This window comes from Burkholderia sp. Bp9012, assembly GCF_003853825.1.
GTDB lineage: Bacteria > Pseudomonadota > Gammaproteobacteria > Burkholderiales > Burkholderiaceae > Burkholderia > Burkholderia diffusa.
The window spans coordinates 218,843-245,029 of sequence record NZ_QTQA01000004.1; the positions used below are offsets into that span (position 1 = coordinate 218,843).

Here is a 26,187-nt window from a genome sequence, read left to right on the forward strand (position 1 = left end):
GGACCATCACACGATGCAGAACATGAACGATTCCGATACCCATCCGTCCGGCGCTGCCGGTCCCGAAGCGATCGCCGAGCGGATCCGCACGGCGATCCTCGAGCATCGGCTCGCGCCCGGCGCGAAGCTGACGGAGGCGCAGCTCTGCGACGTGTTCGGCGTGAAGCGCGGAACGATTCGGCAGGCGCTCTCGCAGCTCGCGGCCGACAAGCTGGTCGATCTCGAGCCGAACCGCGGTGCGTTCGTCGCGAGTCCGACGCTGCAGGACGTGCACGAGGTGTTCGAGATGCGCAGGATCATCGAGCTGGCCGTCGTCGAGCGGCTCGCGACGGGGCCGGGGGCGAAACGGCTCAAGGGCGTCGCCGCGCTGATCGACAAGGAACGCAAGGCGTTCGAGCGGCACGACTTCGCGGCGTGGATCCGCCTGTCGGGCGAATTCCACACGGCGCTCGCGGCGCTGACGGGCAATGCGACGCTCTGCGAGTGCCTCGACGGGCTCGTCGCACGCTCGACGTTGATGTCGGCGCTGTATGAATCGCACGGGCGCAGCCCGTGCTCGTGCGACGACCATGACGAGATACTGACCGCACTGGAAGCGGGCGATTCGAAGCGGGCGGTGACGCTGATGGCGCACCACCTGCAGCATGTCGAACTGAAGATGCTGGACCGGCCCGCGCAAGGGCAGGTCGATTTGCGCGAAGTGTTCGGCGGCGCCTGAGCGGCGACGCGAACCCGGCCGCGCGCCACACGACGAGAGCAATGCAGGCCGGCGGTTCGCGCCGCCGGCCGCCAGTCCGACTCCGGGCAACGATCCGGAGCGATATCGATGACGGTGGAGCGGCTGTTCGGCCGCGTCAAGGAGAAGTCATGGCTCAGTTCAGTGTGGCGCACGACAGTGCGTATCCGGCGGAAGAAGGCGGCGAGGGCGGCGGCCCCACGTTGCCGGACGGTTACAGTCAACGTTTGTACAACGAAGATTTGGCACCCCTTAAGAATCAGACATGGGGCGCTTACAACATCTTCGCATTCTGGATGTCGGACGTGCACAGCGTCGGCGGCTACGTGTTCGCGGGCAGCCTCTTCGCGCTCGGGTTGACGAGCTGGCAGGTGCTGATCGCGTTGATCGTCGGCATCACGATCGTGAACCGGCTGTGCAACCTGATCGCGCGGCCGAGCCAGCAGATCGGCGTACCGTATCCGGTCGCGTGCCGCGCGACGTTCGGCGTGCTCGGCGCGAACGTGCCGGCCGTGATCCGCGGGCTGATCGCGATCGCGTGGTATGGCATCCAGACCTATCTCGCGTCCAGCGCGCTCGTGATCGTCGTGCTGAAGTTCTTTCCGCAATGGCTGCCGTACGCGGACGTCCATCGCTACGGCTTCCTCGGGCTGTCGGCGGTCGGCTGGGCCGGCTTCATGCTGCTGTGGGTGCTGCAGGCGCTCGTGTTCTGGAACGGGATGGAGACGATCAAGAAGTTCATCGACTTCGCGGGCCCGGCCGTCTACGTCGTGATGTTCATCCTGGCCGGCTACATGGTGTGGCGCGCGGGATGGCGCAACATCGGCATCAACCTCGGCGGCGTGAAGTATCACGGCGCGGAAGTGATTCCGGTGATGATCACGGCCGTGTCGCTCGTCGTGTCGTACTTCTCCGGGCCGATGCTCAATTTCGGCGATTTCTCGCGCTACTGCCGCTCGTTCGGCGACGTGAAGCGCGGCAACTTCTGGGGGCTGCCGGTCAACTTCCTCGCGTTCTCACTCGTCACGGTGATCACCACCGCCGCGACGCTTCCGGTGTTCGGCGAACTCATCACCGATCCTGTCGAGACGGTCGGCCGCATCGACCACCCGACCGCCGTGATCCTCGGCGCGCTGACCTTCACGATCGCGACGATCGGCATCAACATCGTCGCGAACTTCGTGTCGCCCGCATTCGACTTCTCGAACGTCGCGCCGCGGCTGATCAGCTGGCGCGCGGGCGGAATGCTCGCGGCCGTCGCGTCGATCTTCATCACGCCGTGGAACCTGTTCAACAATCCGGCCGTGATCCACTACACGCTCGACGTGCTCGGCGCGTTCATCGGCCCGCTGTACGGCGTGCTGATCGCCGACTTTTACCTCGTCAAGCGCGGCCGGCTCGTGCGCGACGACCTGTACACGATGTCGGAGCGCGGCACCTACTGGTACACGGGCGGCGTGAACCGCCGCGCGCTCGCGGCGCTGCTGCCGGCCGCGGTGATCGCCGTCATCTGCGTGATGGTGCCAGGCTGGCAGGCCGCTGCGAACTTCTCATGGTTCATCGGCGCGGGGCTCGGCTTCGTGTTCTACCGGCTGCTCGTGAGCACGAAGACCTGAGGAGCGCGCGATGAAGATCAAGCTGATCAATCCGAACACGACGCAGCGGATGACCGATGCGATGGGCCGCTGCGCGCGTGAAATCGCCGCGGCAGGCACCGAGATCGTCGCGGTGAGCCCGCCCATGGGGCCGCCGTCGATCGAAGGCTATTACGACGAGGCGCTCGCGACGCCCGGGCTTCTGGCCGAGATCGCGCAGGGCGAGCGCGATGGCTGCGACGCGTACGTGATCGCGTGTTTCGGCGACCCGGGCCTGTATGCGGCGCGCGAACTCGCGCGCGGGCCGGTGATCGGGATCGCCGAGGCGGCAATGCATGCGGCGAGCGTGCTCGCGCCGGGCTTCTCGGTCGTCACGACCCTCGCGCGCACCTGCGGGATGGCGTGGCATCTCGCCGAGCGCTACGGGATGAAGCGGTTCTGCCGCAACGTGCGGGCGACCGACGTCGCGGTGCTCGAGCTCGACCGGCCCGGTTCGGCGGCGCGGCGGATCATCGTCGACGAATGCCGGCGCGCGCTCGACGAGGACGGCGCCGACGCGATCGTCCTCGGCTGCGCCGGGATGGCCGAATTCGCGCACGAGATAGAGCAGCAGATCGGCGCGCCAGTCGTGGAAGGCGTCACGGCGGCCGTCAAGTGGGCCGAGGCGCTCGTCGCGCTGCGCCTCGCGACCGCGAAGCGCGGCGATTATGCGCGGCCGCTGCCGAAGCGCTACGACGGCGAATTCGCGCGTTTCAGCCCGCCGGAGGACGCGCCCGCACCCGCGCCGGCCGCCGCCACGGCGCGAAGCGGGAGCGACGCGTCGGAACCGGTCCCGAATTTGCCGCAACCGCACATACACGCCGTCTGACATGCACTATCTGCGCCGCTGTATGGGCGCGTATGAACGTTTTCGCTACACTGGGCCGTCATCGCATCGGCCCGTGCGGCCGGCCTCCGGCACCCGCGCGAGTCGATGCGAACCCATTACTTCAGCAAGCTTTCGCGGCACTTCGAACCCATGTCACTCGATCCCAACTATCCTCGCAACCTGATCGGCTACGGCCGCCATCCCGTGCAGGCGAACTGGCCCGGGCGTGCCCGCGTCGCCGTGCAATTCGTCCTGAACTACGAGGAGGGGGGCGAGAACTGCGTGCTGCACGGCGATCCGGGTTCCGAGCAGTTCCTGTCCGAAATCGTCGGCGCGGCCGCGTATCCGGACCGCCACATGAGCATGGAATCGATCTACGAATACGGTTCGCGTGCCGGCGTGTGGCGCATCCTGCGCGAATTCGAGAAGCGCGGGCTGCCGCTGACGGTGTTCGGCGTGGGCATGGCGATCGAGCGTCATCCGGAACTCGCGCGCGCATTCGTCGAGCTGGGTCATGAAATCGCGTGCCACGGCTGGCGCTGGATCCACTACCAGAGCATGACGCCGGAACTCGAAGCCGAGCACATGCGCCTCGGGATGGAAGCGATCGAGCGCGTGACGGGCGAACGTCCGCTCGGCTGGTATACCGGCCGCGACAGCCCGAACACGCACCGTCTCGTCGCGGAATACGGCGGCTTCCTGTACGACTCCGATAACTACGGCGACGACCTTCCGTTCTGGATGGAGGTCGACGTGTCGGGCGGCACGAAGTTGCCGCAACTGATCGTGCCGTACACGCTCGACACGAACGACATGCGCTTCGCGACGCCGCAGGGCTTCAACACCGGCGACCACTTCTTCGACTACCTGCGCGACGCATTCGACGTGCTGTACGCGGAGGGCGACGAAGCGCCGAAGATGCTGTCGATCGGCATGCACTGCCGACTGCTCGGCCGGCCGGGCCGGTTCCGCGGGCTGCAGCGTTTCCTGGATCACATCGAGAAGCACGATCGCGTATGGGTGACGCGCCGTGTCGATATCGCGCGTCATTGGCGTGAACATCATCCGTATCAGCCCAATCATCGAAACGAAGGGAAAGCATGAAGGCGATGCGTTACACGTTGGAGCAACTGAACACGATGGCGCCGAGCGCATTCGTCGCGGCGCTGTCGGGGATCTTCGAACATTCGCCGTGGGTGGCCGAGGTCGCCGCGGGCGAGCGGCCGTTCGCGAGCATCGATGCGCTGCACGAGACGATGTCGAACGCGGTGGAGACGGGCGGCGAAGTGCGCCAGCTCGCGCTGATCAATGCTCACCCGGAGCTCGCCGGCAAGGCCGCCGTGCGCGGCGAGCTGACGGCCGAGTCGACGCGCGAGCAGAGCGGCGCGGGCCTCGACCAGTGCACGCAGGAAGAGTTCGACAAGCTGCTGACGCTGAACCGCACGTATCGCGAGAAGTTTGGCTTTCCGTTCATCCTCGCGGTGCGCGGCTACGACCGGCACGGCATCATCGCGAACTTCGAGTCGCGCGTGAATCATTCGCGCACCGAGGAACTGCGCGCGAGCCTCGACCAGATCTACCGGATCGCGCGCTTTCGTCTCGACGACCTGATCGACGCCTGACACCTCACGACGGCCTGCTGCGTCGCGGCGGCCGATCGCATCACTGAAACAAGGAAACATCATGGCTGTTCCGCTTCTCGATCCCGACGCCCCCGACTTCACGCGGCGCTACGTGAACCTCGCCGACCCGCGCCTCGGTGCGCAGGCGCTCGAGGCCAGCGACGACTTCTTCGCGCCCAAGGACCGGATGCTGAACCCCGAGCCGGCCGTGTTCATTCCCGGCAAGTACGACGACCACGGCAAGTGGATGGACGGCTGGGAAACGCGCCGCAAGCGCACGACGGGCTACGACTGGTGCATCGTCAAGCTCGCGCGGCCGGGCGTGATCAAGGGCTTCGACATCGACACGAGCCACTTCACCGGCAACTTCCCGCCGGCCGCGTCGATCGAGGCGGCATACGTGGCCGATGGCGCCCCGACGCATGCGACCGAATGGGTCGAGATCGTGCCGTCGACGACGCTGCAGGGCAACAGCCATCACTATGTCGAAGCGAGCGACGCACGGGCGTTCACGCACCTGCGCGTGAACATCTATCCGGACGGCGGCATCGCGCGCCTGCGCGTGTATGGCCAGCCGCAGCTCGACTGGGCCGGCGCGAGCGCGACCGAGCAGTTCGACCTCGCGGCGATGGAAAACGGCGGCTACGTGGTAGCCGCGAACAACCAGCATTTCGGCGTCGCGTCGAACCTGCTGCTGCCGGGCCGCGGCGTGAACATGGGCGATGGCTGGGAGACCCGCCGCCGCCGCGAACCGGGCAACGACTGGGCGATCATCGCGCTCGCGCAGCCGGGCGTGATCCGCAAGATCGAAGTCGATACCGCGTTCTTCAAGGGCAATTACCCGGACCGCTGCTCGATCCAGGCCGCGTACGTGTCGGGCGGCACCGACAGCTCGCTGATCACGCAGTCGATGTTCTGGCCGGTGCTGCTCGGCGAACAGAAGCTGCAGATGGACAAGCAGCATTACTTCGAGCACGAAATCGCATCGCTGGGCCCCGTGACCCACGTGCGCCTGAACATCATTCCGGACGGCGGTGTGTCGCGCCTGCGTCTGTGGGGGACGCTCGACAAATGAAGACACTCGTAATCGAACCGCTGACCAAGGACGCGTTCGCGCCGTTCGGCGATGTGATCGAAACGGAAGGCGCGAAGCAGATTCCGATCAACCTCGGCACGACGATCCGCTTTCACGATCTCGCGAAGGTCGACGTGACCGACGAAGACGGCCGCACGCTCGTCAACCTGTTCCGCGGCCAGCCCCGCACGCTGCCGTTCGAGGTGAAGATGCTCGAGCGCCATCCGCTCGGCAGCCAGGCGTTCGTGCCGCTGAACGACCAGCCGTATCTCGTCGTCGTCGCGCCGGCGGGCGATCTCGATCCGTCGAAGATCCGCGCGTTCGTGACGAGCGGGTGGCAGGGCGTGAACTATGCGAAGGGCGTGTGGCATCACCCGCTGATCGCGCTCGGCGGCGTCAGCGACTTCATCGTCGTCGATCGCGGCGGCGATGGATTGAACCTGAACGAGCAGGACCTGCCGGAATCGCTGTGGCTCACCGAGGACGCACTTGATGCGCTGACGGCCTGAGCAGCGTTTCGCCAGTGCAGTTTCATCGAAGAGACCCGCGCGACCTGCGCGGGTTTTTTTATGGTCTCGGCGCACGCATCACGGCATGACGCCGCCGCTACGTCGAAGACGTCGATCGCGTGCTATCGTGCCCGCATCGCCACCGCACGACGCCCGGTTCCCGGGCCGTACCACGATGAGCCAACCTGAAAACGACCTCGCGATCCTGTTGCGCACGATGCGGCCGGAACTGCATCGCGGTGCGTTCGCCTTCGTCGCACTACCGGCCGATGCCGACATATCGTTATCCGAAGCGATCGCGACGTTCCGAGAAACGGAAGGCATGACGATCGTCGTCGACGAGGCAACGGCCGCACGTCGCGGCTGGCCCGTGCTGTTCCGCGCCGCGTGGATCACGCTGACGGTGCATTCGGACCTCGCGGCGGTCGGCCTGACGGCCGCGTTCGCGAGCGCCCTCGGCGCCGCAGGCATCAGCTGCAACGTGATGGCTGCTGCGTATCACGATCACATCTTCGTTCCGTTCGACGACGGCCCGCGCGCGCTTGATGCGCTCGTCGCGCTGCAGCGCGACGCGATGCGGAGCTAGCGGGGCACACGTTCCGGACGGGCAAAAAAAACGGGCCCGTTTCCGGGCCCGCGAACGGAGAGGATTGCGCCGGCAACCGACGGCCGGCGCACGGCGGCTTACTTGACCGCGCCACCCTCGAACCATGCGGCGAGCTTCACGCGCTCGTCGTCGGTCATGTGCGTGACGTTGCCGATCGGCATCGCCTTCAGGCGCACGGCCTGTTCGTAGATGCGTTGCGCGTTCTTCGATACTTCGTCCGGCGTGTCGAACATCACGCCGGCGGGCGCGCTGCCCATCAGCGTCGGCTTCGCCGAGTGGCACTCGACGCAGCGCTGCTGCAGGATCGGCATGATGTCGTTGATCACGATCTTCGGTGCGTTGGCCGCCTGCGCTTCCGGCGCGACCGGCTTCGGCATCGTCCACACCAGTGCGCCCGACAGCAGCGCGACGCCGCCGATCGGCAGGTACCACAGCTGCTTGCCGCGGTGACGCATCACGAAGAACTGACGGATCAGCGCGCCGGCCAGCATGATCAGCACGAGCACGACCCAGTTGAACTTGTTCGTGTACGTCATCGCATAGTGGTTCGACAGCATCGCGAACACGACCGGCAGCGTGAAATACGTGTTGTGCACCGAACGCTGCTTGCCGCGCTTGCCGTAGATCGGGTTCGGTTCTTCGCCCTTGAGCATCTTGTCGACCATCTTGCGCTGGCCGGGGATGATGACGAAGAACACGTTCGCCGACATGATCGTCGCGAGCATCGCGCCGACGATCAGGTACGCCGCACGGCCCGAGAAGATGTGGCACGCGAGGTACGCGGCGACGACGACGTAGACGCCGACGCAGATGCCCAGCACGCGATCGTTGGTGCCGAGGATTCGGCACAGCGAGTCGTAGACGATCCAGCCGGCCGCGAGGAAGCCGAGGGCGGAGGCGACGGCGACCACCGGGCCCATGTCGAGCACGCTCTTGTCGATCAGGTACGTGTTCGGTGCGAGCAGGTACAGCACGAAGAACAGCGAGAAGCCCGACAGCCAGGTCGTGTACGACGGCCACTTCGACCAGTGCAGGTCATCCGGCATTTCCGGCGGGGCGACCGTGTACTTCTGCATGTTGTAGAAACCACCACCGTGGACGTGCCACAGTTCGCCGAACACGCCGCGCTTGCGCTGGTTCGCGTCGGTCGGCGGTTTCAGGCTGTTGTCGAGCGCGACGAAATAGAAGGACTCGCCGATCCACGCAATGGCGACGATGACGTGCAGCCATCGCAGCGCGAGGTTCAGCCAGTCGGTGATGAAGCCTTCCATGAAACTCCTCCAGACTCAGATCGTTGTCTTTGATGCGGGCGCCGATGCGTCGGGCGCCGGTGCGTCGGGTGCCGATGCGCTGTCAGCTGCCGCGATAGGTGCTGTACGACCACGGCGACACGAGCAGCGGCACGTGGTAGTGCGATGCGGTGTCGGCGATGCCGAAGCGCAGGACGACGCGGTCGACGAAGCGGGGTTCGGGCACCTTCACGCCGAGCGACGCGAAGTAGTCGCCGGCATGGAACACGAGTTCGTATTCGCCGGCGGCGAGCGCGGCGCCTTCGAGCAGGGGTTCGTCGCAGCGGCCGTCGCTATTGGTCAGAACGGTCTTGATTGCGCGGCGCGATTCGCCGTCCAGCGCGTAGAGGTCCACCTTGATGGCAGCGCCGGGGCGACCGTGTGCCGTATCGAGTACGTGGGTAGTGAGCTTTCCCATTCGCAATTGTCCTTGTGTGAATGCGAGGTTCGGCGGCGACTCGATCCATTGACTGTGCGGCGGATCGAGGCTCCACGTCACGTGGCTACATACCCGTCGGCGAGATTGAAGCGAGCGCCGTGCAGGCATTGTAAAAAGGTTCCCCGCGCAAATACGGGCGCGATATCAAAGATAATGCGCCGCGCATGAGCGGCTGTCGACGGCACGCCGGATACGGCTTCCGGCGGCTGTTTCGGGCGCTCGGCCGGGCGTTGCGCGGCGTACCATATCGAATCCGTGAAGCGCGGTATTCCGGATCGCGCATTGTGTGCGGCGCGCGCTTGGGCGATCCTCCCGCCGTGCGCGTCGGCCCGTGGCCCGCGCGCACCCCGAAGACGGCGAGCACGCCGGGTAACCGGGCCAGGGCGTTCGAACGGACGCAGGCACCGGAGCGTGCCGCGATTCAGCGTTCGAACGGCTGTGTGACCGTCCCCAGGAACCGCCCCTGGGGGCAGACCGACGCGGAGAACGCATGAACCTCGAGCAGCACGCCGGCGCACGCGCGCCGAACTCTTCCTCATCCCGCCCGAAAACCCTGCTGGTCAAGCACGCCGACGTGCTCGTGACCATGGACGACACGCGCCGCGAGCTGCGCGACGCGGGGCTCTATATCGAAGACAACCGGATCGTCGCGGTCGGCCCGAGCGCCGAGTTGCCCGATACCGCGGACGAAGTGCTCGACCTGCGCGGCCACCTCGTGATCCCGGGGCTCGTGAACACGCATCACCACATGTACCAGAGCCTCACGCGCGCGGTGCCGGCCGCGCAGAACGCCGAACTGTTCGGCTGGCTGACGAACCTGTACCGGATCTGGGCGCACCTGACACCCGAGATGATCGAGGTGTCGACGCTGACCGCGATGGCCGAACTGCTGCAGTCGGGCTGCACGACGTCGAGCGACCATCTGTACATCTATCCGAACGGAAGCCGGCTCGACGACAGCATCGGCGCCGCGCAGCGAATCGGCATGCGCTTTCATGCGAGCCGCGGTGCGATGAGCGTCGGCCAGCGCGATGGCGGGCTGCCGCCCGATTCGGTCGTCGAGCGCGAGCCCGATATCCTGCGCGACGCGCAGCGCCTGATCGAGACCTATCACGACGAAGGCCGCTACGCGATGCTGCGGGTGGTGGTCGCGCCGTGCTCGCCGTTCTCGGTGAGCCGCGGCCTGATGCGCGATGCGGCCGTGCTCGCGCGCGAGTACGGCGTGTCGCTGCACACGCACCTGGCGGAGAACGTCAACGACATCGCGTACAGCCGCGAGAAGTTCGGGATGACGCCCGCCGAATATGCGGAAGATCTCGGCTGGGTCGGCCACGACGTATGGCATGCGCACTGCGTGCAGCTCGACGATGCGGGCATTGGCCTGTTTGCGCGCACCGGCACCGGCGTCGCGCACTGCCCATGTTCGAACATGCGGCTCGCGTCGGGCATCGCGCCCGTGAAGAAGATGCGTCTCGCGGGTGTGCCGGTCGGGCTCGGCGTCGACGGTTCCGCGTCGAACGACGGCGCGCAGATGGTTGCGGAAGTGCGGCAGGCGCTGCTGCTGCAGCGGGTCTGTTTCGGGCCCGACGCGATGACCGCGCGCGAGGCGCTCGAGATCGCGACGCTGGGCGGCGCGAAGGTGCTGAACCGTGACGACATCGGCGCGCTGAAGCCCGGCATGGCCGCGGACTTCGCCGCGTTCGACCTGCGTCAGCCGCTGTTCGCGGGCGCGCTGCACGATCCGGTCGCGGCGCTCGTGTTCTGCGCGCCGTCGCAGACGGCGTACACGGTGGTGAACGGGAAGGTGGTGGTGCGGGAAGGGCGGCTCGCGACGCTCGACCTGCCGCCGGTCATCGAGCGTCACAACGCGCTGGCGCAAGCACTCGTGGAGGCGTCGCGCTGACGCATCGATGTGAAGGTCGCGCTGCGATCGGGCGCGTGGCCGCGGCCGTGGCCGCCACACGCCACGATTGCACGGGGTCGCACCGCGGCGGCATGGCCGCCGCGCGCGTCGTGCGCGATTACGTCTCGATCAGCGTGCGGGTTGCTTCAGCGACGAGGCTGCGCAGCCAGCGCACTTCGTCGGAGTAGTGGCAGCGTTCGTGCCACAGCTGGTAGTACTGCATCGGCGGGAAGTCGAGCGGCGCCGGCACGACCGACAGCGGCAGGAACTTCGCGTAGTGATCGGCGAACAGGCGCGTCGTCGTGAAGATCAGGTCGGACTTCACCAGCACGTACGGCGCGAGGTTGAAGTACGGCAGCGTGACGACCACGTGACGCTTGAGCCGTTCGCGCGCGAGATGCACGTCGATCGCGCCGCGCTGGCCGACCGAGTACGGCGTCGGCGCGAGATGCGGCGCGTTCAGGTACTGGTCGAGCGTGAGCCCGCCGCGCTTCGCGAACGGATGCGTGTTGCTCATCAGGCAGACGATTTCGTCGACGAACAGGTTCGACAGGTGCAGCTGCTCGGGTGGCTCGGGCCAGTTGCCGACGACGATGTCGAGCTTGCCGTCTTCCAGCGCGAGCTCGTAGTCGAATGCGGGGCCGAGCGAGTGGAACTCGAGCGTCGCGTTCGGCGCCGCCTGGCGGAAGCGTTCGACGACGGTCGGCACGAACAGCACGTTCAGGTAGTCGGGGCAGCCGATCCGGTAGCAGCGGATCGACGTGGCCGGGTCGAAATTGTGCTGCTGGAACTTGATGCGCTCGATTTCGCGCAGTGCGTTCTGCACCGGCTCGAGCAGGCGCAATCCGTACTCGGTTGGGACCATGCCGGACTTGCCGCGCACGAGCAGTGGGTCGCCTGTGATGTCGCGCAGGCGCCGCAGTGCGGCGCTGATCGCCGGTTGCGACTGGTTCAGTTTGACGGCCGCGCGCGTGACACTACGCTCCATCAACAAGGTGTGCAAGACGCGCAAGAGGTACGTGTCGATCGCCTCGCGTTGCTGACTCATGATTTCTCCGGTTTATATGTCTGGGCTGATCGAGGGGTGATGTGGGTATATGGTTTTTAATATGAACGAAAACCAGCGTCAAGAGATGGATACCCGCACACGCACGCCGGCCGGGCCTCGCGAAGGGACCCGAACGGGGCGTGATGCGGGTGGGCGCGGCGCCGCGCGGATGCGCATTGCACGCATCCGGCGGCCAGTGCACCGCGCGTGACGCGCGTGCGTCAGTCGTCGATACGCATGCCGACTTTCAGCGTGACCTGCCAGTGGATGACCTGGTCGCCTTCGATGTGGCCGCGCGTTTCGGTGACCTGGAACCAGTGCAGGTTGTGCAGCGTCTTGCCGGCTTTCGAGATCGCGTTGCGGATGGCGTCGTCGCACGATTGCCGCGACGAACCGGTCAGTTCGATCAGCTTGTAGACGTGGTCGCTCATGATGCGCTCCCTGGGATGTCGATGTGTGCGGCCGCGCAAGCGGCGGGCCCGAGGCGGCACCGCGCGTGTCCGGCTTCTTGAGTGATAGGTATGATGGGCGGCAAGTGCAACCCCAATTGGAGACGAGGAACATCGTGGAAGTCGGATTTTGCGGACCGGGATTGATGGGCGCGCCGATGATTCGGCATTTGCTGGCGGCGGGCCATCGGGTCAGCGTATGGAACCGGACGCGCGCCAAGGCCGAGGCGCTCGAAAAGGACGGTGCACAGGTGGTCGACACGCCACGCGAACTGGCCGAGCGCGTCGACACGGTGTTCGTGTGCGTGCTCGACGGCCGTGCGGTCGGCGACGTCGCGTTCGGCGAGCACGGGCTCCTCGCCGGCGATGCGAATGCGCGCCGCCTGAAGCGCATCGTCGATCATTCGAGCATTCCGCCTGCCGCGACGCGCGACTACGCGGCGCGCGCGGCCGCGCTCGGCGTCGGCTGGATCGACGCGCCCGTATCGGGCGGCGTGCCCGGCGCGCAGGCCGGCACGCTCGCGGTGATGGCGGGCGGTGGCGCGATCGACCTCGACGCGGTGCGGCCGCTGATCGACACCTATGCGTCGCGCATCACGCACATGGGCGACGCGGGCGCGGGCCAGACCGCGAAACTCTGCAACCAGGCGATCGTCACCGCGACGGTGACCGCGATCGCGGAAGCGGTCGGCCTCGCACAGGCGAGCGGCATCGACGCCGCGCGTCTGGCCGACGCGCTGGCGGGCGGGTGGGCCGATTCGGTGCTGCTGCAGACCTTCGTGCCGCGCATGACGTCAGGCGGCCATCCGCCGATCGGCGCGCTGAGCACGTTCCAGAAGGACGTCGACGCGATCGCCGACGCCGCGCGCGACACGGGCGCGGTAATGCCCGTATCGGCCACGGTGCAGCAGGTGCTCCGGCTGGGCGCCGCGCAGGGGCTTGCCGGTGCCGATTTCGCCGCGTTCATCGACATCGTCCGGCCCGGCAACGGGCGCGCGACGGCGCAATGATCGCGCCGCGACAGTGAAGCGGGAAGCCTGAATGGCCGATGGGCCGCCCGGAGGCGGCCCATCGTGTCGGTGTCGGTTCAGCCGAGGGAGCGCGGTGTCGTGTCGCCGGCGTTCTGGCGTCCGAGGCCGCCGCGCAGGCTCGCCTTCGTGCCTGCACCAAATTCGGGCAGGATGCGCGCGCGGGCGCGGCTCGCGAACACGAGGAAGCCGAAGCCGTTCGCCTCGTACCAGTACCCGCCGTTCTCGAGGCCGTCGAGCGGTTGTTCGAGTGCGTTGGCGATCGATTCGATGCAGCGCTTGCGCAGTTCGGCGATGGCCGGATAGGGCGGCTGAGCGCCGCGCACGCTGCACAGGAGCACGTCGAGGCCGGGCAGCACATGCGCATACAGGACGGGTTCGTCCTGCGCACGGGCGCGGGCAATCTTGGTGTCGAGCTGCGCGAACGGTTTCGAGTGGCGCAATACCGCGAGGAACGACTCCTGGCCGTCCTGTTGCGCACGTCGACGTTTTTTCGGGAAGGACATAAACACTCGCCTCAAAAACAATTGCAAGAAATGCGGCACTTTCATGCGACCCACTCCCGGCTATGTACGCCGCATGTCGATCCTTTATAGCACACGAAAATGCTGCACTCGTGCGGTACGACGATCAATGTCTCCCGTCGACCCGCTTGCCACGATGATCGACACAGCCAGCGTCTTGGCGCCCGTACTGTCGTTTAGTCTCCATCATAGACCTGCTTTTCCCGCGCGTGCATTCGCGCGTCACAAAAAAGTGAGATGGGCCACGCGCGGCGCGTGCCCATGAAAAAGGCCCGCACTTGGCGGGCCCGGCGGATGCTACGTGGCGCGGTGCTCAGCGTTGCTTGAGCGAATCGCGGATCTCGCGCAGCAGCACGGTGTCTTCCGGCGTCGCGGCCGGCGCGGTTTCTTCCGGCTTGCGCAGCTTGTTGATGAATTTCACCATCAGGAAAATGATGAATGCGAGGATCACGAAATTGATCGCCACGGTGATGAACGAGCCGTAGCCGAATGCGGCGACGCCCGCAGCCTGCAGGTCCTTGAACGAATCGGGATTACCCTTGAACGACGGAGGGATGGTGCCGAGCAGAACGAACTTGTTCGAGAAATCCAGACCGCCCGTCAGCACGCCGATGACCGGCATGATGAGGTCTTTCACGACCGAGTCGACGATCTTCGAGAATGCGCCGCCGATGATCACGCCGACGGCGAGATCCATCACGTTGCCTTTGACGGCGAACTCCTTGAATTCCTTGATTATGCTCATGAGCGGCTTTCTCCTAGTTGGGCGAGGGGAGGCGTGCCGCGACGCGCAGGGCTGCGAAGCGTCTGGCGGGTCGGAGGGGACCGGAGGCACGCCGATGGCCGCATGATAGCGAACGTGCCCCATTGCCGGTAGCCCATCTTGAAATGATTAACAAATCACGGAGGGCGCCGTGCGAGCGGAAATGAAAGGAAGCGCGGTGTAAGGAGGGCGGGCGCGGCGCGATGCGTCAACGCCCGCGTGTGGACTGCTCAGGTGTTGTCGTCGGTCCAGCCGTCGTCGTTGCTGCCGAGATCGACGCTGCCTCCGCCGTTGCCGTCGCTCCAGTTCGAGTTGTCGCCGCGGCCGAGGTCGAAGCCCGGATCGTTGTTCTCCTGGCGCCGGCGCTGGTCGTCGACGATCACGTCGCGTTCGACCACGCGTTCGCGGCCGCCGGACATCGCCTCGCCGAGCAGCACGCCCGTCAGCAGCCCGCCCATTCCACCGCCGAAGCCACCGCCTTGCTGGACCACGACGGGCGGCTGCTGTTGCGGGTACGGCTGCTGCGGGTACGGTTGCTGCTGATAGGGCTGGCCTTGCATGCCGGTCACGCGATCGGCTTCCTGCGCATACACGGAGCCGCTGCCGTTTGCGGGCGCCGCGGGTTGCGCGCTCGGATCGGGGCGGCCTTCGACGCGTGCCTTCACGCTCGCATGTCGCTGTTCGAGTTCGTCGATGCGATACGGCGGCACCGGGTTCTTGCCGTTCGACAGCGCCTCGACGAGCGTGCGTGCATCGGTCTCGATGCCTTCGAGTTCGCCGGTGAGTGCGGCGGCGCCCGGCGCCGTCGACAGCTTCGCGTCGAGTTTCAGCGGACGGATGTCGTTCAGCACGTCGGTCGCGCGTTTCAACTGCCTGCGGCGTTCGTCGTCGGCGCGGCTGTTATCGGCGGAGCGTGCGCGCCGCAAGGTCCAGCGCAGCACCAGCGCGATGATCGCGACGATCAGCCCGAGGCCGATCCACATGCCGATCGACGGACCGTGTTTCGCGACCGGCGCGGCGGGGGCGAGCGACGACTGCAACGAACCGGCCTGGGTGGCCGACGGTGCGTTGTCGCTTGTGCGCGCGGCGTCCGCGCGAATGCGCGATTCGGTCTGCGCGAAACGCGCCGCATCGGTGAAGCGCAGTTGCGGATCGAGCGACTTCGCTCGCTGCAGTTGCGCGAGCGCGTCGGACGCGCGGCCTTCGCGGTCCAGCACCTGTGCGTACAGGTAGCGCGCATGCGCGTTGTTCGGATGCGCGTCGATGACTTGCGACAGCTGCGTGTCGGCCTGCTGCCAGTTGCGCTGCGCGATCGATTGCTCGACCTGCTGCAGCGACGGGACCGCAAACGCGGCGGACGACAGCAGCATCAGCGAGAGGCCGAGAGCGGCGAGAGATTTCTTCATGGTCGAACCGGGCGCAAGCGCCCGTCTCCTGACGATCGGTGCGCGCCGCAGGCCCGGCGGGCCGCGGCGCGGTTGCCGTTACTGCGCGGGCGTGTCGAGCTGCTTCTTCAGCGCGGCGAGGCGGTCCTCGACCGACGGGCCCTTGTTCAGCGCGGCGAGCTTGTCGTCGAGCGCCTTGCCGCTCGACGTGTCGGCCGAATTCAGGCGGGCGTCCGAGCGTGCGTTCTGCAGCGCGACCTTGTCCTCGAGCTTCTGGAAATCCTCGGACAGGTTCTTGCCGCCGATGCCGCCCAGCGCGCTGGCCGCGACGTCCTTCGCCTGCGCGATTTCCTGCTTGGCCTGCAGGATGTTCGAGCGTGCGTTCAGGTCGTTGCGGCGCTGACGCATGTCGGCGATCTGCCCCTTCAGCTTGTCGACCGACGGCTCGAGCGTCGTGAGTTCGGCCGCGAGCGCATCGCGCTCGGCTTCCGCGTTCGATTGCGCGGCGAGCGCCTCGCGTGCGAGTGCTTCGTCGCCGGCCTGCAGCGCGCGCTTCGCGCCGTCCTCGTACTTCTTCACCTTGTCGTCGGCCGCATCGCGCTTGCTGCGCTGGGTCGCGACTTGTGCCTCGATCTCGATCAGCGAATTCTCGGCACGGCCGATGCTGTCGTCGAGCTCCCGCACGATCTGCCGTGCGTCGCGCGACGGATCCTGTACCGAGTCGGCCGCGTCGTTCAGCAGGCCTTTGATCGTGCGCGAAACAGAGTCGAAAAGCGACATGAAATCCTCCGTGGTTGAAAGGTGCCGCGTCAGCGGCAATGCCCGTCGCGAATCGGTTCCGACCCGCGTGAGCTGGCGGATATTACACCGCCGGCCCCTTAAATACGGCTTAAGTGCCGGAGTTCAAGCGCCATGCGCGTGCGGACTTCAACCTTTCGCATCTGAAAGAAACATCGCCGCACGCACCGGGTTGCGAGTCCATGATAGGCGGAGCATCGCGCCAATACGTTCCGCAATTCACGCTTGTGCGGGAATTTTTACAAAAAATCGCGAAGCCGATCGGTCGATTTCATTAAAATGCGCTGTCACGTCGCGGGAACGGATCGCCGCGCGGCGGGGTCTGTCGACGTGACAGTTGCCACGATGCACCCACTCTGATTCATCCGCTTGCATTTTCCGCATGCGTCCGAGGGCGCCACGCCGCCCGCCATTCCGACATGCCAATTATCAAACGACCGTCTTCTCCTTCCGACCGAAACGAGCCTCACTACACGTTGCGCCGTTCGCCGTCGGGGGCCTATTACCCCGATGACGACGACCGCGGCGACGACCGTCGCGCGCAGCGCCGCGGAGGCGGGGGCGCCGATCGCCGCTCGTTCGGCTCGCGCGTCGCGCTGTGGTTCGTCGGCCTGTTCGCGACGCTCGCGATCGTCGGTGCGCTGATCGTCGGCTACGCACTCGTCGTGATGGCGCCGCAACTGCCGTCGCTCGATGCGCTGACCAACTACCAGCCGAAGGTGCCGCTGCGCGTGTTCACCGCCGACCACGTGCTGATCGGCGAGTTCGGCGAGGAGCGCCGCAGCCTCGTGCGCTTCCAGGACATTCCCGACGTGATGAAGAAGGCGGTGCTCGCGATCGAGGACTACCGCTTCTACGAGCACGGCGGCGTGGACTTCCTCGGCATCCTGCGCGCGGGCGTCGCCGACCTGATGCACGGCGGCGCGCGCCAGGGCGCGAGCACGATCACGATGCAGGTCGCGCGCAACTTCTTCCTGTCGAGCGAGAAGACGTATACGCGCAAGATCTACGAGATGCTGCTCGCGTACAAGATCGAAAAGGCCCTGACGAAGGACCAGATCCTCGAGCTGTACATGAACCAGATCTACCTGGGCCAGCGCTCGTACGGTTTCGCGGCCGCCGCGCGCGTGTATTTCGGCAAGGACCTGAAGGACATCACGCTCGCGGAAGCGGCAATGCTCGCGGGGCTGCCGAAGGCGCCGTCCGCATACAACCCGGTCGTCAATCCGAAGCGCGCGAAGGTGCGTCAGGAGTACATCCTGAAGCGCATGCTCGAGATCGGCTACATCACGCAGCCGCAGTACGACCAGGCGGTGAAGGAAGAGATCCACGTGCGCACGCCGGGCAACCAGTACGCGGTGCACGGCGAATACGTCGCCGAGATGGTGCGGCAGATGATGTATCAGCAGTACAAGGATGAAACCTATACGCGCGGGCTGACCGTCACGACGACGATCAACTCGGCCGACCAGGAAGCGGCGTACCAGGCCGTGCGTCGCGGCATTCTCGATTACGAGCGCCGCCACGGCTATCGCGGGCCGGAAGGCTCGATCAACCTGCCGGCGGCCGGCGACGATCGCGACGAGGCGATCGACGATGCGCTCGCCGATCACCCGGACAACGGCGACCTGCAGTCGGCGGTGGTGCTGGCTGCGGCGCCGAACGCGGTCGAGGTGCAGTTCGTCGGCGGCGCGACGACGACGATCGGCCCGCCCGGGCTGCGCTTCGTGTCGGCCGCGCTGAGCCCGCGCGCGAACGCGACGCTGCGGATCAAGCCGGGCTCGATCGTGCGCGTGCTGAAGGACGGCAACGCGGGCTGGCAGGTCGTGCAACTGCCGCAGGTCGAAGGCGCGCTCGTCGCGATCGCGCCGCAGGACGGTGCGATCCGCTCGCTCGTCGGCGGCTTCGACTTCAACAAGAGCAAGTTCAACCACGTGACGCAGGCGTGGCGCCAGCCGGGTTCGTCGTTCAAGCCGTTCATCTATTCGGCGTCGCTCGACAAGGGCCTCGGACCGGCGACGATCATCAACGACGCACCGTTGTACTTCCCGCCGAGCGTGCCGGGCGGCACCGCGTGGGAGCCGAAGGACGACGACCAGCCCGACGGGCCGATGTCGATGCGTACGGCCCTGCAGCGTTCGAAGAACCTCGTGTCGATCCGGATCCTCGCGTCGATCGGCACGCAGTACGCGCAGGAGTACGTGACGCAGCGCTTCGGCTTCGATCCGGCGAAGACGCCGCCGTACCTGCCGATGGCGCTGGGTGCCGGCCTCGTCACGCCGCTGCAGCTCGCGACCGGCTATGCGGTGTTCGCGAACGGCGGCTACAAGGTCGATCCGTACCTGATCGCCGAAGTCGACGACGCGCGCGGCCAGCCGCTGCAGAAGTCGCAGCCGGTGATCGCCGGCGGCACCGCGCCGCGCACGATCGAGGGCCGCAACGCATACGTGATGAACAGCCTGCTGCATACGGTCGCGACGGCCGGCACGGGCGCGGGCACCAACGCGCTCGGCCGAAGCGACCTGCAGGGCAAGACGGGTACGACGAACGATGCGAAGGACGGCTGGTTCGCCGGCTACCAGCAGTCGCTCGTCGCCGTTGCATGGATGGGCTTCGACCAGCCGAAGAGCCTCGGCAGTCGCGAATTCGGCGCGCAGCTCGCGCTGCCGATCTGGGTGAACTACATGCGCACCGCGCTGAATGGCGTACCCGAGCAGCAGATGCCGATGCCGGACGGGCTGACGTCGATCGACGGCGAGCTTTACTACGCTGATCGCACGCCGGGCAACGGCTTCGTCGCGAGCGTGGACATCAACCCGGCCGCGAACGCGATCAGCGCGAACGACGCGCTCGGCTCGGCCGGCTCGGAGGGGCTCGCACCGCCGCCCGTCACGCAGCAGGAGAAGCAGCAAATCATGGACATGTTCGAGAGCAAGTAAGCGAAACGCGGATGTCTCGCATGCGACGGGCGCCTTCGGGCGCCCGTTTTTTTTTGCGCATCGCCGCGCGTCGGTCGATGCGGACGAGTCAGAACGACGCGCAGGCCGGCACGCGCGTGATGCCGACCGACTCCTGCCGGAAGCGCTCGCGGTACGCTTGCCGGATCTCGGCAAGCCGCGCGTGCGTGGCGGCCGTATCGTCGGCGACGATGCGGACCACGAAACTTGCTTCGCGGATGATCTGGCCGGTGGCGCGGTCGCGCCATTGGCCGTGGGTGTCCCAGTACGTGAAGCCGTCCGGAAAGCGTGGCGTGACGACGTCGGCGAGGAAGGCCGCACGTTCCGCATCGGTGACGGGGCCGCGTCCGGCGATTGCGCGCCCGAACAGCAGGTCGGCCTGAAGCATCTGGTGCGCGTTCGGCTGCACGCAGGCCGCGGGCGTGTCGATGACGGGCGAGGGCGGTGCCGCGCAACCAGCGAGCAGCGCGATGGCGGCGGCGCCGATCGCGTGGTGCGCGCGACGCCGCCACGTCGCGGGACGTGCGTTCGAAGACGGCATCTGCCTATTTCGCGTCCGGCATGCCTCGCGCGCGTAAAACGCTGCGCGCTCAATCACTTGCGTGCATGTCCGGCGGGTTATCAACAGGGCTGTCAACATAAACTGGGGATAACCCTCGGTGCCGTGCACGGCTTCAGTGCTGCAGTTTCGCGTGCGCGAGATGCATGCCGAGCGTCGCGGGGTCGGTGTTCGTGCCCGACAGCAGCACGCCGACCCGCTTTCCCTGCAGCGTTTCGCGCAGCGGGCCGAGCAGCGCCGCGAGCGCTGCCGCGCACGCCGGTTCGACCGCCAGCTTCAGGTGCGAGAACAGGAACAGCATCGCCGCGCGCAGCGCGTCGTCGGACACCGTGACGATCCGGTCGACGTGGCGCCTGCACAGCTGGTAGCTGTATTCCTCGGTGTGCGGTGCCATCAACGAGTCGGCGATGGTCTGCATCGCGCTCATCGTGATCGTGTGATTTGCCGCGAAGCTGCGGCTCATCGCGTCGGCGCCTTCCGGTTCGACGCCATACACGTGCACGCGCGGATTCGCGAGCCGCAGCGCGGTCGCCATGCCGGCCGCGAGCCCGCCGCCGCCGATCGGCACGATCACCGCGTCGAGATCGGGTGTCTGCGTTGCCCATTCGTAGCCGAGCGTCGCGGTGCCGAGAATCGTGTGATAGCCGTTGAACGGATGGATGAAGAAGCGGCCTTCCTCGGCCTCGATCCGCCGCACGAGGTCGAATGCCTGCGACGCGCTGCCGGCGAGCACGACTTCCGCGCGGTACTGCTTGCACTGCGCGATGCGCGCCGGGCTCGCGGTATGGAACATCACGACCTTCGCGCTGCTGCCGAGCCGCATCGCCGCGTACGCGACGGCTGCCGCATGATTGCCGGCCGACACACACGTGACGCCGGCGCTCTTGCGCGCTTCGTCGAGGGCCAGCAGGTGCGTGAACGCGCCACGCGCCTTGAAGCTGCCACTCACCTGCAGCAGCTCGAACTTGAAGTTGACGTGCGTGCCCTCGAGGGAAGGCAGGTCGGCGCGCTCGAACACGGGCGTGCGCGCGACCCACGGCGACAACGCGAAATGCTGCGCGGCGATTTCGTCGAGCGTCGGAATCGGCTCGCCGTCGATCGTCGTATGGGCAGTGCCCTGTTGTTCAGTCGACATGACGTGGCGGGTGGCGGGGTGGGCCGGCCCGCACACGCAGGCCGGCGTGGCGGGGGCAGTCAGTGTGCGTCGACCGACATGCTGCGGATGAACTTGCGCAGGAACTGCTCGCAGGCGGCGAGCTGCGCGAGTTCGACATATTCGTTCGGCTTGTGCGCCTGTTCGATGTTGCCGGGCCCGCAGACGATGCTCGGGATGCCCGCGCGTTCGAACAGGCCAGCCTCGGTGCCGTATGCGACCTTGCGCTTGTCCTGGTCGGCCGTCAGCGCGCGCACGAGCTGCGTGATCGCGGCCTGTTCGGTCGCATCGAGCCCGGGTGCGGCGGCGATCTTCGAGAACTCGATCGCCGCGTTCGGATGCTCGCGACGCATCTGCGGCAGCAGCGTTTCCTGCGCATACGCTTCGATGCGCGTGAAGATCTGCTCGGGATCGAGCGTCGGCAGGTTGCGGAACTCGAAGTCGAACCGGCATTCGGCCGGCACCGTGTTGATCGCGTTGCCGCCCTGGATCGTGCTCGTTTGCGCGGTCGTGAACGGTACGTCGTACAGCTCGTCGAACGGGCCTTCGGCGCGGAAGCGCTCTGCGATGTCGCGGATGTGGCAGATGAGGCGCGCCGCGTACTCGATCGCGTTCAGGCCCTTCGGCGTCAGCGACGAGTGTGCCGCGTGGCCGCGTACGCAGCAGCGATATGCGTTGATGCCCTTGTGCGCGATGATCGGCCGCATGCTGGTCGGCTCGCCGACGATGCAGCCGGACGGCTTCACGCCGCGCTTGACCAGATCGGCGATCAGAAGCGGTGCGCCCGCGCAGCCGATTTCCTCGTCATAGGACAGCGCGAAATGGATCGGCTTCGCGAGCTTCGTCGCCTGCATCTCGGGCAGCAGCGCGAGCGCCGTGCCGATGAAGCCCTTCATGTCGCACGTGCCGCGGCCATACAGGCGGCCGTCGCGCAGCTCCGGCGCGAACGGGTTGCTGTCCCACTGCTGGCCGTCGACCGGCACGACGTCGGTGTGCCCCGACAGCACGATGCCGCCGTCGGTCGAGCCGTCGTGCGCGGGCACCGTCGCGAACAGGTTGGCCCAGCCTTCGCGCGGATCGTGCGTGAGCGTCGACGCGATGCCCTTCGCGGCAAGCGCGTCGCGCACCGTTTCGATCAGGCCGAGGTTCGGCACGCGGCTCGTCGTGTCCATCGACACCAACTGCTTGATCCAGGGCAGGCTGACGAGCGAAGCGTCGCCTTGGTCGGCGGCGGACGGCGCCGTCGCGTCGAGAGTGGACATGGCAAAACTCCGTCTGATGAATGGGAAAATCATACTCAAAAACGCGTTCGCCCGCCTTCACCGGCCGCGATGCGGTGCAGCATCGCGGCCGTGTGGTCAACGTGCCGCGCTCGCCGCGTCGGCGCGCGGCGCGAGTGCGCGCAGCGTTTCCTTGATCGTCGATACGCGGATCGCGAGATCCGGCGAGCGCGTCTCGATGCGCAGCTTGTCCTGGCCCGCGAGCTTGATGTGCCGGTGTTTCTGCACCATGTCGATGATCCGCATCGGGTCGATCGGCGGATTCGGCTCGAACTGCAGCCCGATCGCCGCCTCGCTCGCGTCGATCTTGACGATGCCGAGCGGCTTCGCGGCGATCCGCAGCCGGTGCGTCTCGACGAGCGCGTGCGCCTGCGGCGGCAGCTTGCCGAAGCGGTCGATCAGCTCTTCCTGGATACCGTCGATCGCGTCGCCGTGCTCGCAGTTCGCGAGACGCTTGTACAGCGATAGCCGCTCCTGCACGTCCGCGCAGTAGTCGGCAGGCAGGATCGCGGGCGCATGCAGGTTGATTTCCGTCGTCGCGGCGAGCGGGGCGGTGAGGTCGGGCTCCTTGCCGTTCTTCAGCGCCTTCACCGCGTCGTTCAGCATGTCGGTGTAAAGCTGGAAGCCGATCTCGTGGATCTCGCCCGACTGCTTGTCGCCGAGCACCTCGCCGGTGCCGCGGATCTCGAGGTCGTGCATCGCGAGATAGAAGCCCGAACCGAGTTCCTCCATTTGCTGGATCGCCTCGAGCCGGCGCTGCGCCTGCTTGGTCAGCGACTGCGGGTCGTGGACCAGCAGGTACGCATACGCCTGGTGGTGCGAACGGCCGACGCGGCCGCGCAACTGGTGCAGCTGCGCGAGGCCGAACTTGTCCGAGCGATGCATGATGATCGTGTTCGCGCTCGGCACGTCGATGCCGGTTTCGATGATGGTCGTGCACAGCAGCACGTTCGCGCGCTGCGCGACGAAATCGCGCATCACGCGTTCGAGTTCGCGCTCGTGCATCTGGCCGTGCGCGATCACGATGCGCGCCTCGGGCACGAGTTCCTCGAGCATCGCCTTGCGGTTCTCGATCGTCTCGACCTCGTTGTGCAGGAAATACACCTGGCCGCCACGCTTCAGCTCGCGCAGCATCGCCTCGCGGATCACGCTTTCCTCCTCGCGCCGCACGAAGGTCTTGATCGCGAGCCGCTTCTGCGGCGCGGTCGCGATCACCGAGAAATCGCGCAGCCCCTCGAGCGCCATCCCGAGCGTGCGCGGGATCGGCGTCGCGGTGAGCGTCAGCACGTCGACTTCCGCGCGCAGCGCCTTCAGCGCTTCCTTCTGGCGCACGCCGAAGCGGTGTTCCTCGTCGATGATGACGAGGCCGAGGCGCTTGAACTGCACGTCCGACGACAGCAGCTTGTGCGTGCCGATGACGATGTCGACGCTGCCTTCGTTGATCTGCGCGATCGCCGTGTTCACTTCCTTCGCGGTCTTGAAGCGCGACAGCTCGACGATCCGCACCGGCCAGTCCGCGAAGCGGTCCACGAAGGTCTGCGTGTGCTGCTCGGCGAGCAGCGTGGTCGGCGACAGCAGCGCGACCTGCTTGCCGCCCATCACCGCGATGAACGCGGCGCGCAGCGCGACCTCGGTCTTGCCGAAGCCGACGTCGCCGCACACGAGGCGGTCCATCGGCTTGCCGCTCGTCATGTCGCCGATCACGGCCGCGATCGCCGCGGCCTGGTCGGGCGTCTCCTCGAAGCCGAAGCTTTCCGCGAACTTCACGTAGTCGCGCGGGTCGAGCGCGAACGCGTGGCCTTCGCGGGCCGCGCGGCGCGCATACAGGTTCAGCAGCTCGGCGGCCGTGTCGCGAATTTGCTGCGCGGCCTTGCGCTTCGCGCGCTCCCACTGGCCCGAGCCGAGCGCGTGCAGTGGCGCGCTGTCGGGATCGGCGCCGCTGTAACGCGAGATCACGTGCAGTTGCGCGACCGGCACGTAGAGCTTGCTGTCGCCCGCGTATTCGAGATGCAGGAACTCGGTCTCGCCTTCGCCGAGATCCATCGACACGAGGCCCATGTAGCGGCCGATGCCGTGCTGCGCATGCACGACCGGATCGCCGACTTTCAGTTCCGACAGGTCGCGCACCATCGCGTCGACGTTGCTCGCCTGTTCCTGGCGGCGGCGCCCGGCGCGGCGGCCGAGCGCACCGTACAACTCGGTTTCGGTGACGATCGCGTAGCCTTCGCCCGGCACCGCGAAGCCGCTCGCGAGCGGCGCGACGCCGAGCGCGAAGGGCGCGTCGCTTTCGAGCCAGCCTGCGAAGTGGTCGTTCGACGCGGGGCGCAGGTGATGCTCGGCGAGCAGTTGCAGGATCGTTTCGCGGCGGCCGGCCGATTCGACCGTCAGCAGCACGCGCTTGCCCGACGATTCGACGTACGTGCGCAGCGCGGCGAGCGGATCGTCCGCATGGCGGTCGACGGTGAGCTCGGGCAGGCCCGTCGCCCAGCCGCCGGCCGGCTGCGCGGGCAGCACGACGCGCGCGAACGGCTTCGCGAACGCGAAGAAATCCTCGTCGGACAGGAACAGGCGCTGCGGCTCGAGGATCGGCCGCTCGCGATCGTGCGCGAGGAACGCGTGACGCTGCTTCGTATCGGCCGTGAAGCGGCGGATCGACGCTTCGAGGTCGCCGGTGAACACGAGGTGCGCATCCGGCGGCAGGTAGTGGAACAGCGTGGCCGTCTCGTCGAAGAAGAGGGGCAGGTAATACTCGATGCCGGCCGACGGCACGCCGTTGCCGATGTCCTTGTAGATCGGCGCGCGGCTCGGGTCGCCTTCGAAGGTTTCGCGCCAGCGGCTGCGGAAGGCCGTGCGCGCGGCTTCGTCGAACGGAAACTCGCGGCCGGGCAGGAGGCGCACGTCGCGCACCGGGTAGAGGCTGCGCTGCGTATCGGGATCGAACGCACGGATCGAGTCGACCTGGTCGTCGAACAGGTCGATCCGGTACGGCAGCGGCGAGCCCATCGGGTACAGGTCGATCAGCGAGCCGCGCACGCAGTATTCGCCGGGTCGCACGACCTGGCTCACGTGCTCGTAGCCGGCCAGCGTGAGTTGCGCCTTCAGCTTCGCCTCGTCGAGCCGCTCGCCCTGCGCGAACGCGAACGTGTACGCGGCCATGAACGACGCGGGCGGCATCCGGTACAGCGCCGTGGTCGCGGGCACCAGCAGGATGTCGCAGCGACCCTCGCCGAGGTCGTGCAGCGTCGCGAGGCGCTCGGAGACGAGATCCTGGTGCGGCGAGAACGTGTCGTACGGCAGCGTTTCCCAGTCCGGCAGCAGGCGCACGCGCGCATCGGGCGAGAAGTAGCGGATTTCCTGCGACAGCCGCTGCGCGTCGACCGCGTTCGCGCAGATCACCGCGAGGAGCGGGACCGCGTCGCGGTTGTCGGCGAGATAGCGGGCGATGGCGAGTGCGTCGGCGGAGCCGTGCGCGCCGTCGAAGGCGAACCGCTGGCCCGGTTTGACGCGGGCGACGGGCGAAGCGAACGGGGTGGAAGCGTTGTCTGGCATAGGGACGGCAGGGGTGGCGGGCACGGGCGCATCGCGGCGCGCCGGTCGAGA

23 protein-coding genes are annotated in these 26,187 nt (G+C 67.0%); 11 read left to right on the plus strand and 12 right to left on the minus strand.

Going from position 1 to position 26,187, the window contains the following annotated elements:
- Nucleotides 1-13: 13 nt before the first annotated feature.
- The 8 genes from DIE11_RS07150 to DIE11_RS07185 all read left to right on the plus strand — a co-directional run bounded on the left by DIE11_RS07150 (nucleotide 14) and on the right by DIE11_RS07185 (nucleotide 6,991).
- A complete protein-coding gene (locus tag DIE11_RS07150; protein WP_059599950.1) occupies nucleotides 14-718 on the plus strand; it encodes a GntR family transcriptional regulator in 705 nt (234 codons plus the stop codon).
- A gap of 149 nt (nucleotides 719-867) precedes the next feature.
- Nucleotides 868-2,352 (plus strand): NCS1 family nucleobase:cation symporter-1, encoded by a 1,485-nt coding sequence (locus DIE11_RS07155; protein ID WP_124622490.1) that lies wholly within the window; start codon nucleotides 868-870, stop codon nucleotides 2,350-2,352.
- A gap of 10 nt (nucleotides 2,353-2,362) precedes the next feature.
- Nucleotides 2,363-3,199 carry an aspartate/glutamate racemase family protein gene (locus DIE11_RS07160; RefSeq protein ID WP_124622492.1) on the plus strand — a complete coding sequence of 279 codons (837 nt, stop codon included), beginning with the start codon at nucleotides 2,363-2,365 and terminating at the stop codon, nucleotides 3,197-3,199.
- A gap of 150 nt (nucleotides 3,200-3,349) precedes the next feature.
- Nucleotides 3,350-4,303, plus strand: coding sequence for an allantoinase PuuE (gene puuE / locus DIE11_RS07165; RefSeq protein ID WP_124622494.1), 954 nt, complete (start codon nucleotides 3,350-3,352; stop codon nucleotides 4,301-4,303).
- Entirely contained in the window at nucleotides 4,300-4,821 is a 522-nt protein-coding gene (uraD, locus tag DIE11_RS07170; RefSeq protein WP_059599954.1) for a 2-oxo-4-hydroxy-4-carboxy-5-ureidoimidazoline decarboxylase, read from the plus strand. Before puuE ends, uraD begins: the two co-directional genes overlap by 4 nt.
- A 61-nt stretch (nucleotides 4,822-4,882) precedes the next feature.
- A complete protein-coding gene (gene alc, locus DIE11_RS07175; RefSeq protein WP_059599955.1) occupies nucleotides 4,883-5,896 on the plus strand; it encodes an allantoicase in 1,014 nt (337 codons plus the stop codon).
- Complete coding sequence (locus DIE11_RS07180; protein ID WP_059599956.1) at nucleotides 5,893-6,405, plus strand: ureidoglycolate lyase; 513 nt, start codon at nucleotides 5,893-5,895, stop codon at nucleotides 6,403-6,405. Before alc ends, DIE11_RS07180 begins: the two co-directional genes overlap by 4 nt.
- A gap of 175 nt (nucleotides 6,406-6,580) precedes the next feature.
- Nucleotides 6,581-6,991: an ACT domain-containing protein gene (locus tag DIE11_RS07185; RefSeq protein WP_124622496.1), complete on the plus strand. Its 411-nt coding sequence runs from the start codon at nucleotides 6,581-6,583 to the stop codon at nucleotides 6,989-6,991.
- A 98-nt stretch (nucleotides 6,992-7,089) separates the two neighbouring features.
- Here the strand turns inward: DIE11_RS07185 and DIE11_RS07190 are convergent, their stop codons facing one another.
- Both DIE11_RS07190 and uraH read right to left on the minus strand, forming a co-directional pair.
- On the minus strand, nucleotides 7,090-8,283 hold the full coding sequence (locus DIE11_RS07190; RefSeq protein WP_059599958.1) for a urate hydroxylase PuuD: 1,194 nt from the start codon (nucleotides 8,281-8,283) through the stop codon (nucleotides 7,090-7,092).
- A gap of 82 nt (nucleotides 8,284-8,365) precedes the next feature.
- Nucleotides 8,366-8,719: a hydroxyisourate hydrolase gene (gene uraH, locus DIE11_RS07195; RefSeq protein ID WP_011657188.1), complete on the minus strand. Its 354-nt coding sequence runs from the start codon at nucleotides 8,717-8,719 to the stop codon at nucleotides 8,366-8,368.
- A gap of 511 nt (nucleotides 8,720-9,230) precedes the next feature.
- Here uraH and DIE11_RS07205 point away from each other — a divergent pair.
- Nucleotides 9,231-10,643: an 8-oxoguanine deaminase gene (locus DIE11_RS07205; protein ID WP_124622500.1), complete on the plus strand. Its 1,413-nt coding sequence runs from the start codon at nucleotides 9,231-9,233 to the stop codon at nucleotides 10,641-10,643.
- Between the two features lie 118 nt (nucleotides 10,644-10,761).
- Here the strand turns inward: DIE11_RS07205 and DIE11_RS07210 are convergent, their stop codons facing one another.
- Together DIE11_RS07210 and DIE11_RS07215 are read right to left on the minus strand one after the other, a co-directional pair.
- A complete protein-coding gene (locus DIE11_RS07210) occupies nucleotides 10,762-11,691 on the minus strand; it encodes a LysR substrate-binding domain-containing protein (RefSeq protein WP_059599960.1) in 930 nt (309 codons plus the stop codon).
- Nucleotides 11,692-11,912: 221 nt separating this feature from the next.
- Nucleotides 11,913-12,122, minus strand: a complete 210-nt coding sequence (locus tag DIE11_RS07215; protein WP_006755984.1) for a dodecin — start codon at nucleotides 12,120-12,122, stop codon at nucleotides 11,913-11,915.
- A gap of 134 nt (nucleotides 12,123-12,256) precedes the next feature.
- Here DIE11_RS07215 and DIE11_RS07220 point away from each other — a divergent pair, with 134 nt between their 5' ends.
- Nucleotides 12,257-13,150: an NAD(P)-dependent oxidoreductase gene (locus tag DIE11_RS07220; protein ID WP_059599961.1), complete on the plus strand. Its 894-nt coding sequence runs from the start codon at nucleotides 12,257-12,259 to the stop codon at nucleotides 13,148-13,150.
- Between the two features lie 77 nt (nucleotides 13,151-13,227).
- On the opposite strand, the gene DIE11_RS07225 is transcribed toward DIE11_RS07220, so the two are convergent.
- The 4 genes from DIE11_RS07225 to DIE11_RS07240 form a co-directional block, all read right to left on the minus strand.
- A complete protein-coding gene (locus DIE11_RS07225) occupies nucleotides 13,228-13,674 on the minus strand; it encodes a hypothetical protein (protein WP_027784713.1) in 447 nt (148 codons plus the stop codon).
- 331 nt (nucleotides 13,675-14,005) lie between these two features.
- A complete protein-coding gene (mscL, locus tag DIE11_RS07230) occupies nucleotides 14,006-14,437 on the minus strand; it encodes a large conductance mechanosensitive channel protein MscL (RefSeq protein WP_059599962.1) in 432 nt (143 codons plus the stop codon).
- Between the two features lie 248 nt (nucleotides 14,438-14,685).
- Nucleotides 14,686-15,861 (minus strand): tetratricopeptide repeat protein, encoded by a 1,176-nt coding sequence (locus DIE11_RS07235; protein WP_124622502.1) that lies wholly within the window; start codon nucleotides 15,859-15,861, stop codon nucleotides 14,686-14,688.
- 78 nt (nucleotides 15,862-15,939) lie between these two features.
- Nucleotides 15,940-16,620 (minus strand): PspA/IM30 family protein, encoded by a 681-nt coding sequence (locus DIE11_RS07240; RefSeq protein ID WP_044843730.1) that lies wholly within the window; start codon nucleotides 16,618-16,620, stop codon nucleotides 15,940-15,942.
- 437 nt (nucleotides 16,621-17,057) lie between these two features.
- Between DIE11_RS07240 and DIE11_RS07245 the strand changes: the two genes are divergently transcribed.
- A complete protein-coding gene (locus tag DIE11_RS07245) occupies nucleotides 17,058-19,577 on the plus strand; it encodes a penicillin-binding protein 1A (RefSeq protein ID WP_124622504.1) in 2,520 nt (839 codons plus the stop codon).
- 88 nt (nucleotides 19,578-19,665) lie between these two features.
- Here DIE11_RS07245 and DIE11_RS07250 read toward each other — a convergent pair whose 3' ends face one another.
- The 4 genes from DIE11_RS07250 to mfd all read right to left on the minus strand — a co-directional run bounded on the left by DIE11_RS07250 (nucleotide 19,666) and on the right by mfd (nucleotide 26,136).
- Nucleotides 19,666-20,136: a DUF3574 domain-containing protein gene (locus DIE11_RS07250; RefSeq protein ID WP_260437094.1), complete on the minus strand. Its 471-nt coding sequence runs from the start codon at nucleotides 20,134-20,136 to the stop codon at nucleotides 19,666-19,668.
- A 133-nt stretch (nucleotides 20,137-20,269) separates the two neighbouring features.
- Entirely contained in the window at nucleotides 20,270-21,289 is a 1,020-nt protein-coding gene (locus DIE11_RS07255) for a threonine/serine dehydratase (RefSeq protein WP_124622506.1), read from the minus strand.
- A gap of 59 nt (nucleotides 21,290-21,348) precedes the next feature.
- Nucleotides 21,349-22,569, minus strand: a complete 1,221-nt coding sequence (gene argE, locus DIE11_RS07260) for an acetylornithine deacetylase (protein WP_124622508.1) — start codon at nucleotides 22,567-22,569, stop codon at nucleotides 21,349-21,351.
- A 96-nt stretch (nucleotides 22,570-22,665) separates the two neighbouring features.
- Complete coding sequence (gene mfd / locus DIE11_RS07265) at nucleotides 22,666-26,136, minus strand: transcription-repair coupling factor (protein ID WP_124622510.1); 3,471 nt, start codon at nucleotides 26,134-26,136, stop codon at nucleotides 22,666-22,668.
- Nucleotides 26,137-26,187: the final 51 nt, after the last annotated feature.

Excerpts from the sequence above, each read along its gene's own strand:
- DIE11_RS07150 (WP_059599950.1), top strand. The coding sequence starts at position 14 with ATGCAGAACATGAACGATTCCGATACCCATCCGTCCGGCGCTGCCGGT.
- DIE11_RS07155 (WP_124622490.1), top strand. The coding sequence starts at position 868 with ATGGCTCAGTTCAGTGTGGCGCACGACAGTGCGTATCCGGCGGAAGAA.
- DIE11_RS07160 (WP_124622492.1), top strand. The coding sequence starts at position 2,363 with ATGAAGATCAAGCTGATCAATCCGAACACGACGCAGCGGATGACCGAT.
- puuE (WP_124622494.1), top strand. The coding sequence starts at position 3,350 with ATGTCACTCGATCCCAACTATCCTCGCAACCTGATCGGCTACGGCCGC.
- uraD (WP_059599954.1), top strand. The coding sequence starts at position 4,300 with ATGAAGGCGATGCGTTACACGTTGGAGCAACTGAACACGATGGCGCCG.
- alc (WP_059599955.1), top strand. The coding sequence starts at position 4,883 with ATGGCTGTTCCGCTTCTCGATCCCGACGCCCCCGACTTCACGCGGCGC.
- DIE11_RS07180 (WP_059599956.1), top strand. The coding sequence starts at position 5,893 with ATGAAGACACTCGTAATCGAACCGCTGACCAAGGACGCGTTCGCGCCG.
- DIE11_RS07185 (WP_124622496.1), top strand. The coding sequence starts at position 6,581 with ATGAGCCAACCTGAAAACGACCTCGCGATCCTGTTGCGCACGATGCGG.
- DIE11_RS07190 (WP_059599958.1), bottom strand. The coding sequence starts at position 8,283 with ATGGAAGGCTTCATCACCGACTGGCTGAACCTCGCGCTGCGATGGCTG.
- uraH (WP_011657188.1), bottom strand. The coding sequence starts at position 8,719 with ATGGGAAAGCTCACTACCCACGTACTCGATACGGCACACGGTCGCCCC.
- DIE11_RS07205 (WP_124622500.1), top strand. The coding sequence starts at position 9,231 with ATGAACCTCGAGCAGCACGCCGGCGCACGCGCGCCGAACTCTTCCTCA.
- DIE11_RS07210 (WP_059599960.1), bottom strand. The coding sequence starts at position 11,691 with ATGAGTCAGCAACGCGAGGCGATCGACACGTACCTCTTGCGCGTCTTG.
- DIE11_RS07215 (WP_006755984.1), bottom strand. The coding sequence starts at position 12,122 with ATGAGCGACCACGTCTACAAGCTGATCGAACTGACCGGTTCGTCGCGG.
- DIE11_RS07225 (WP_027784713.1), bottom strand. The coding sequence starts at position 13,674 with ATGTCCTTCCCGAAAAAACGTCGACGTGCGCAACAGGACGGCCAGGAG.
- mscL (WP_059599962.1), bottom strand. The coding sequence starts at position 14,437 with ATGAGCATAATCAAGGAATTCAAGGAGTTCGCCGTCAAAGGCAACGTG.
- DIE11_RS07235 (WP_124622502.1), bottom strand. The coding sequence starts at position 15,861 with ATGAAGAAATCTCTCGCCGCTCTCGGCCTCTCGCTGATGCTGCTGTCG.
- DIE11_RS07240 (WP_044843730.1), bottom strand. The coding sequence starts at position 16,620 with ATGTCGCTTTTCGACTCTGTTTCGCGCACGATCAAAGGCCTGCTGAAC.
- DIE11_RS07245 (WP_124622504.1), top strand. The coding sequence starts at position 17,058 with ATGCCAATTATCAAACGACCGTCTTCTCCTTCCGACCGAAACGAGCCT.
- DIE11_RS07250 (WP_260437094.1), bottom strand. The coding sequence starts at position 20,136 with ATGCCGTCTTCGAACGCACGTCCCGCGACGTGGCGGCGTCGCGCGCAC.
- DIE11_RS07255 (WP_124622506.1), bottom strand. The coding sequence starts at position 21,289 with ATGTCGACTGAACAACAGGGCACTGCCCATACGACGATCGACGGCGAG.
- argE (WP_124622508.1), bottom strand. The coding sequence starts at position 22,569 with ATGTCCACTCTCGACGCGACGGCGCCGTCCGCCGCCGACCAAGGCGAC.
- mfd (WP_124622510.1), bottom strand. The coding sequence starts at position 26,136 with ATGCCAGACAACGCTTCCACCCCGTTCGCTTCGCCCGTCGCCCGCGTC.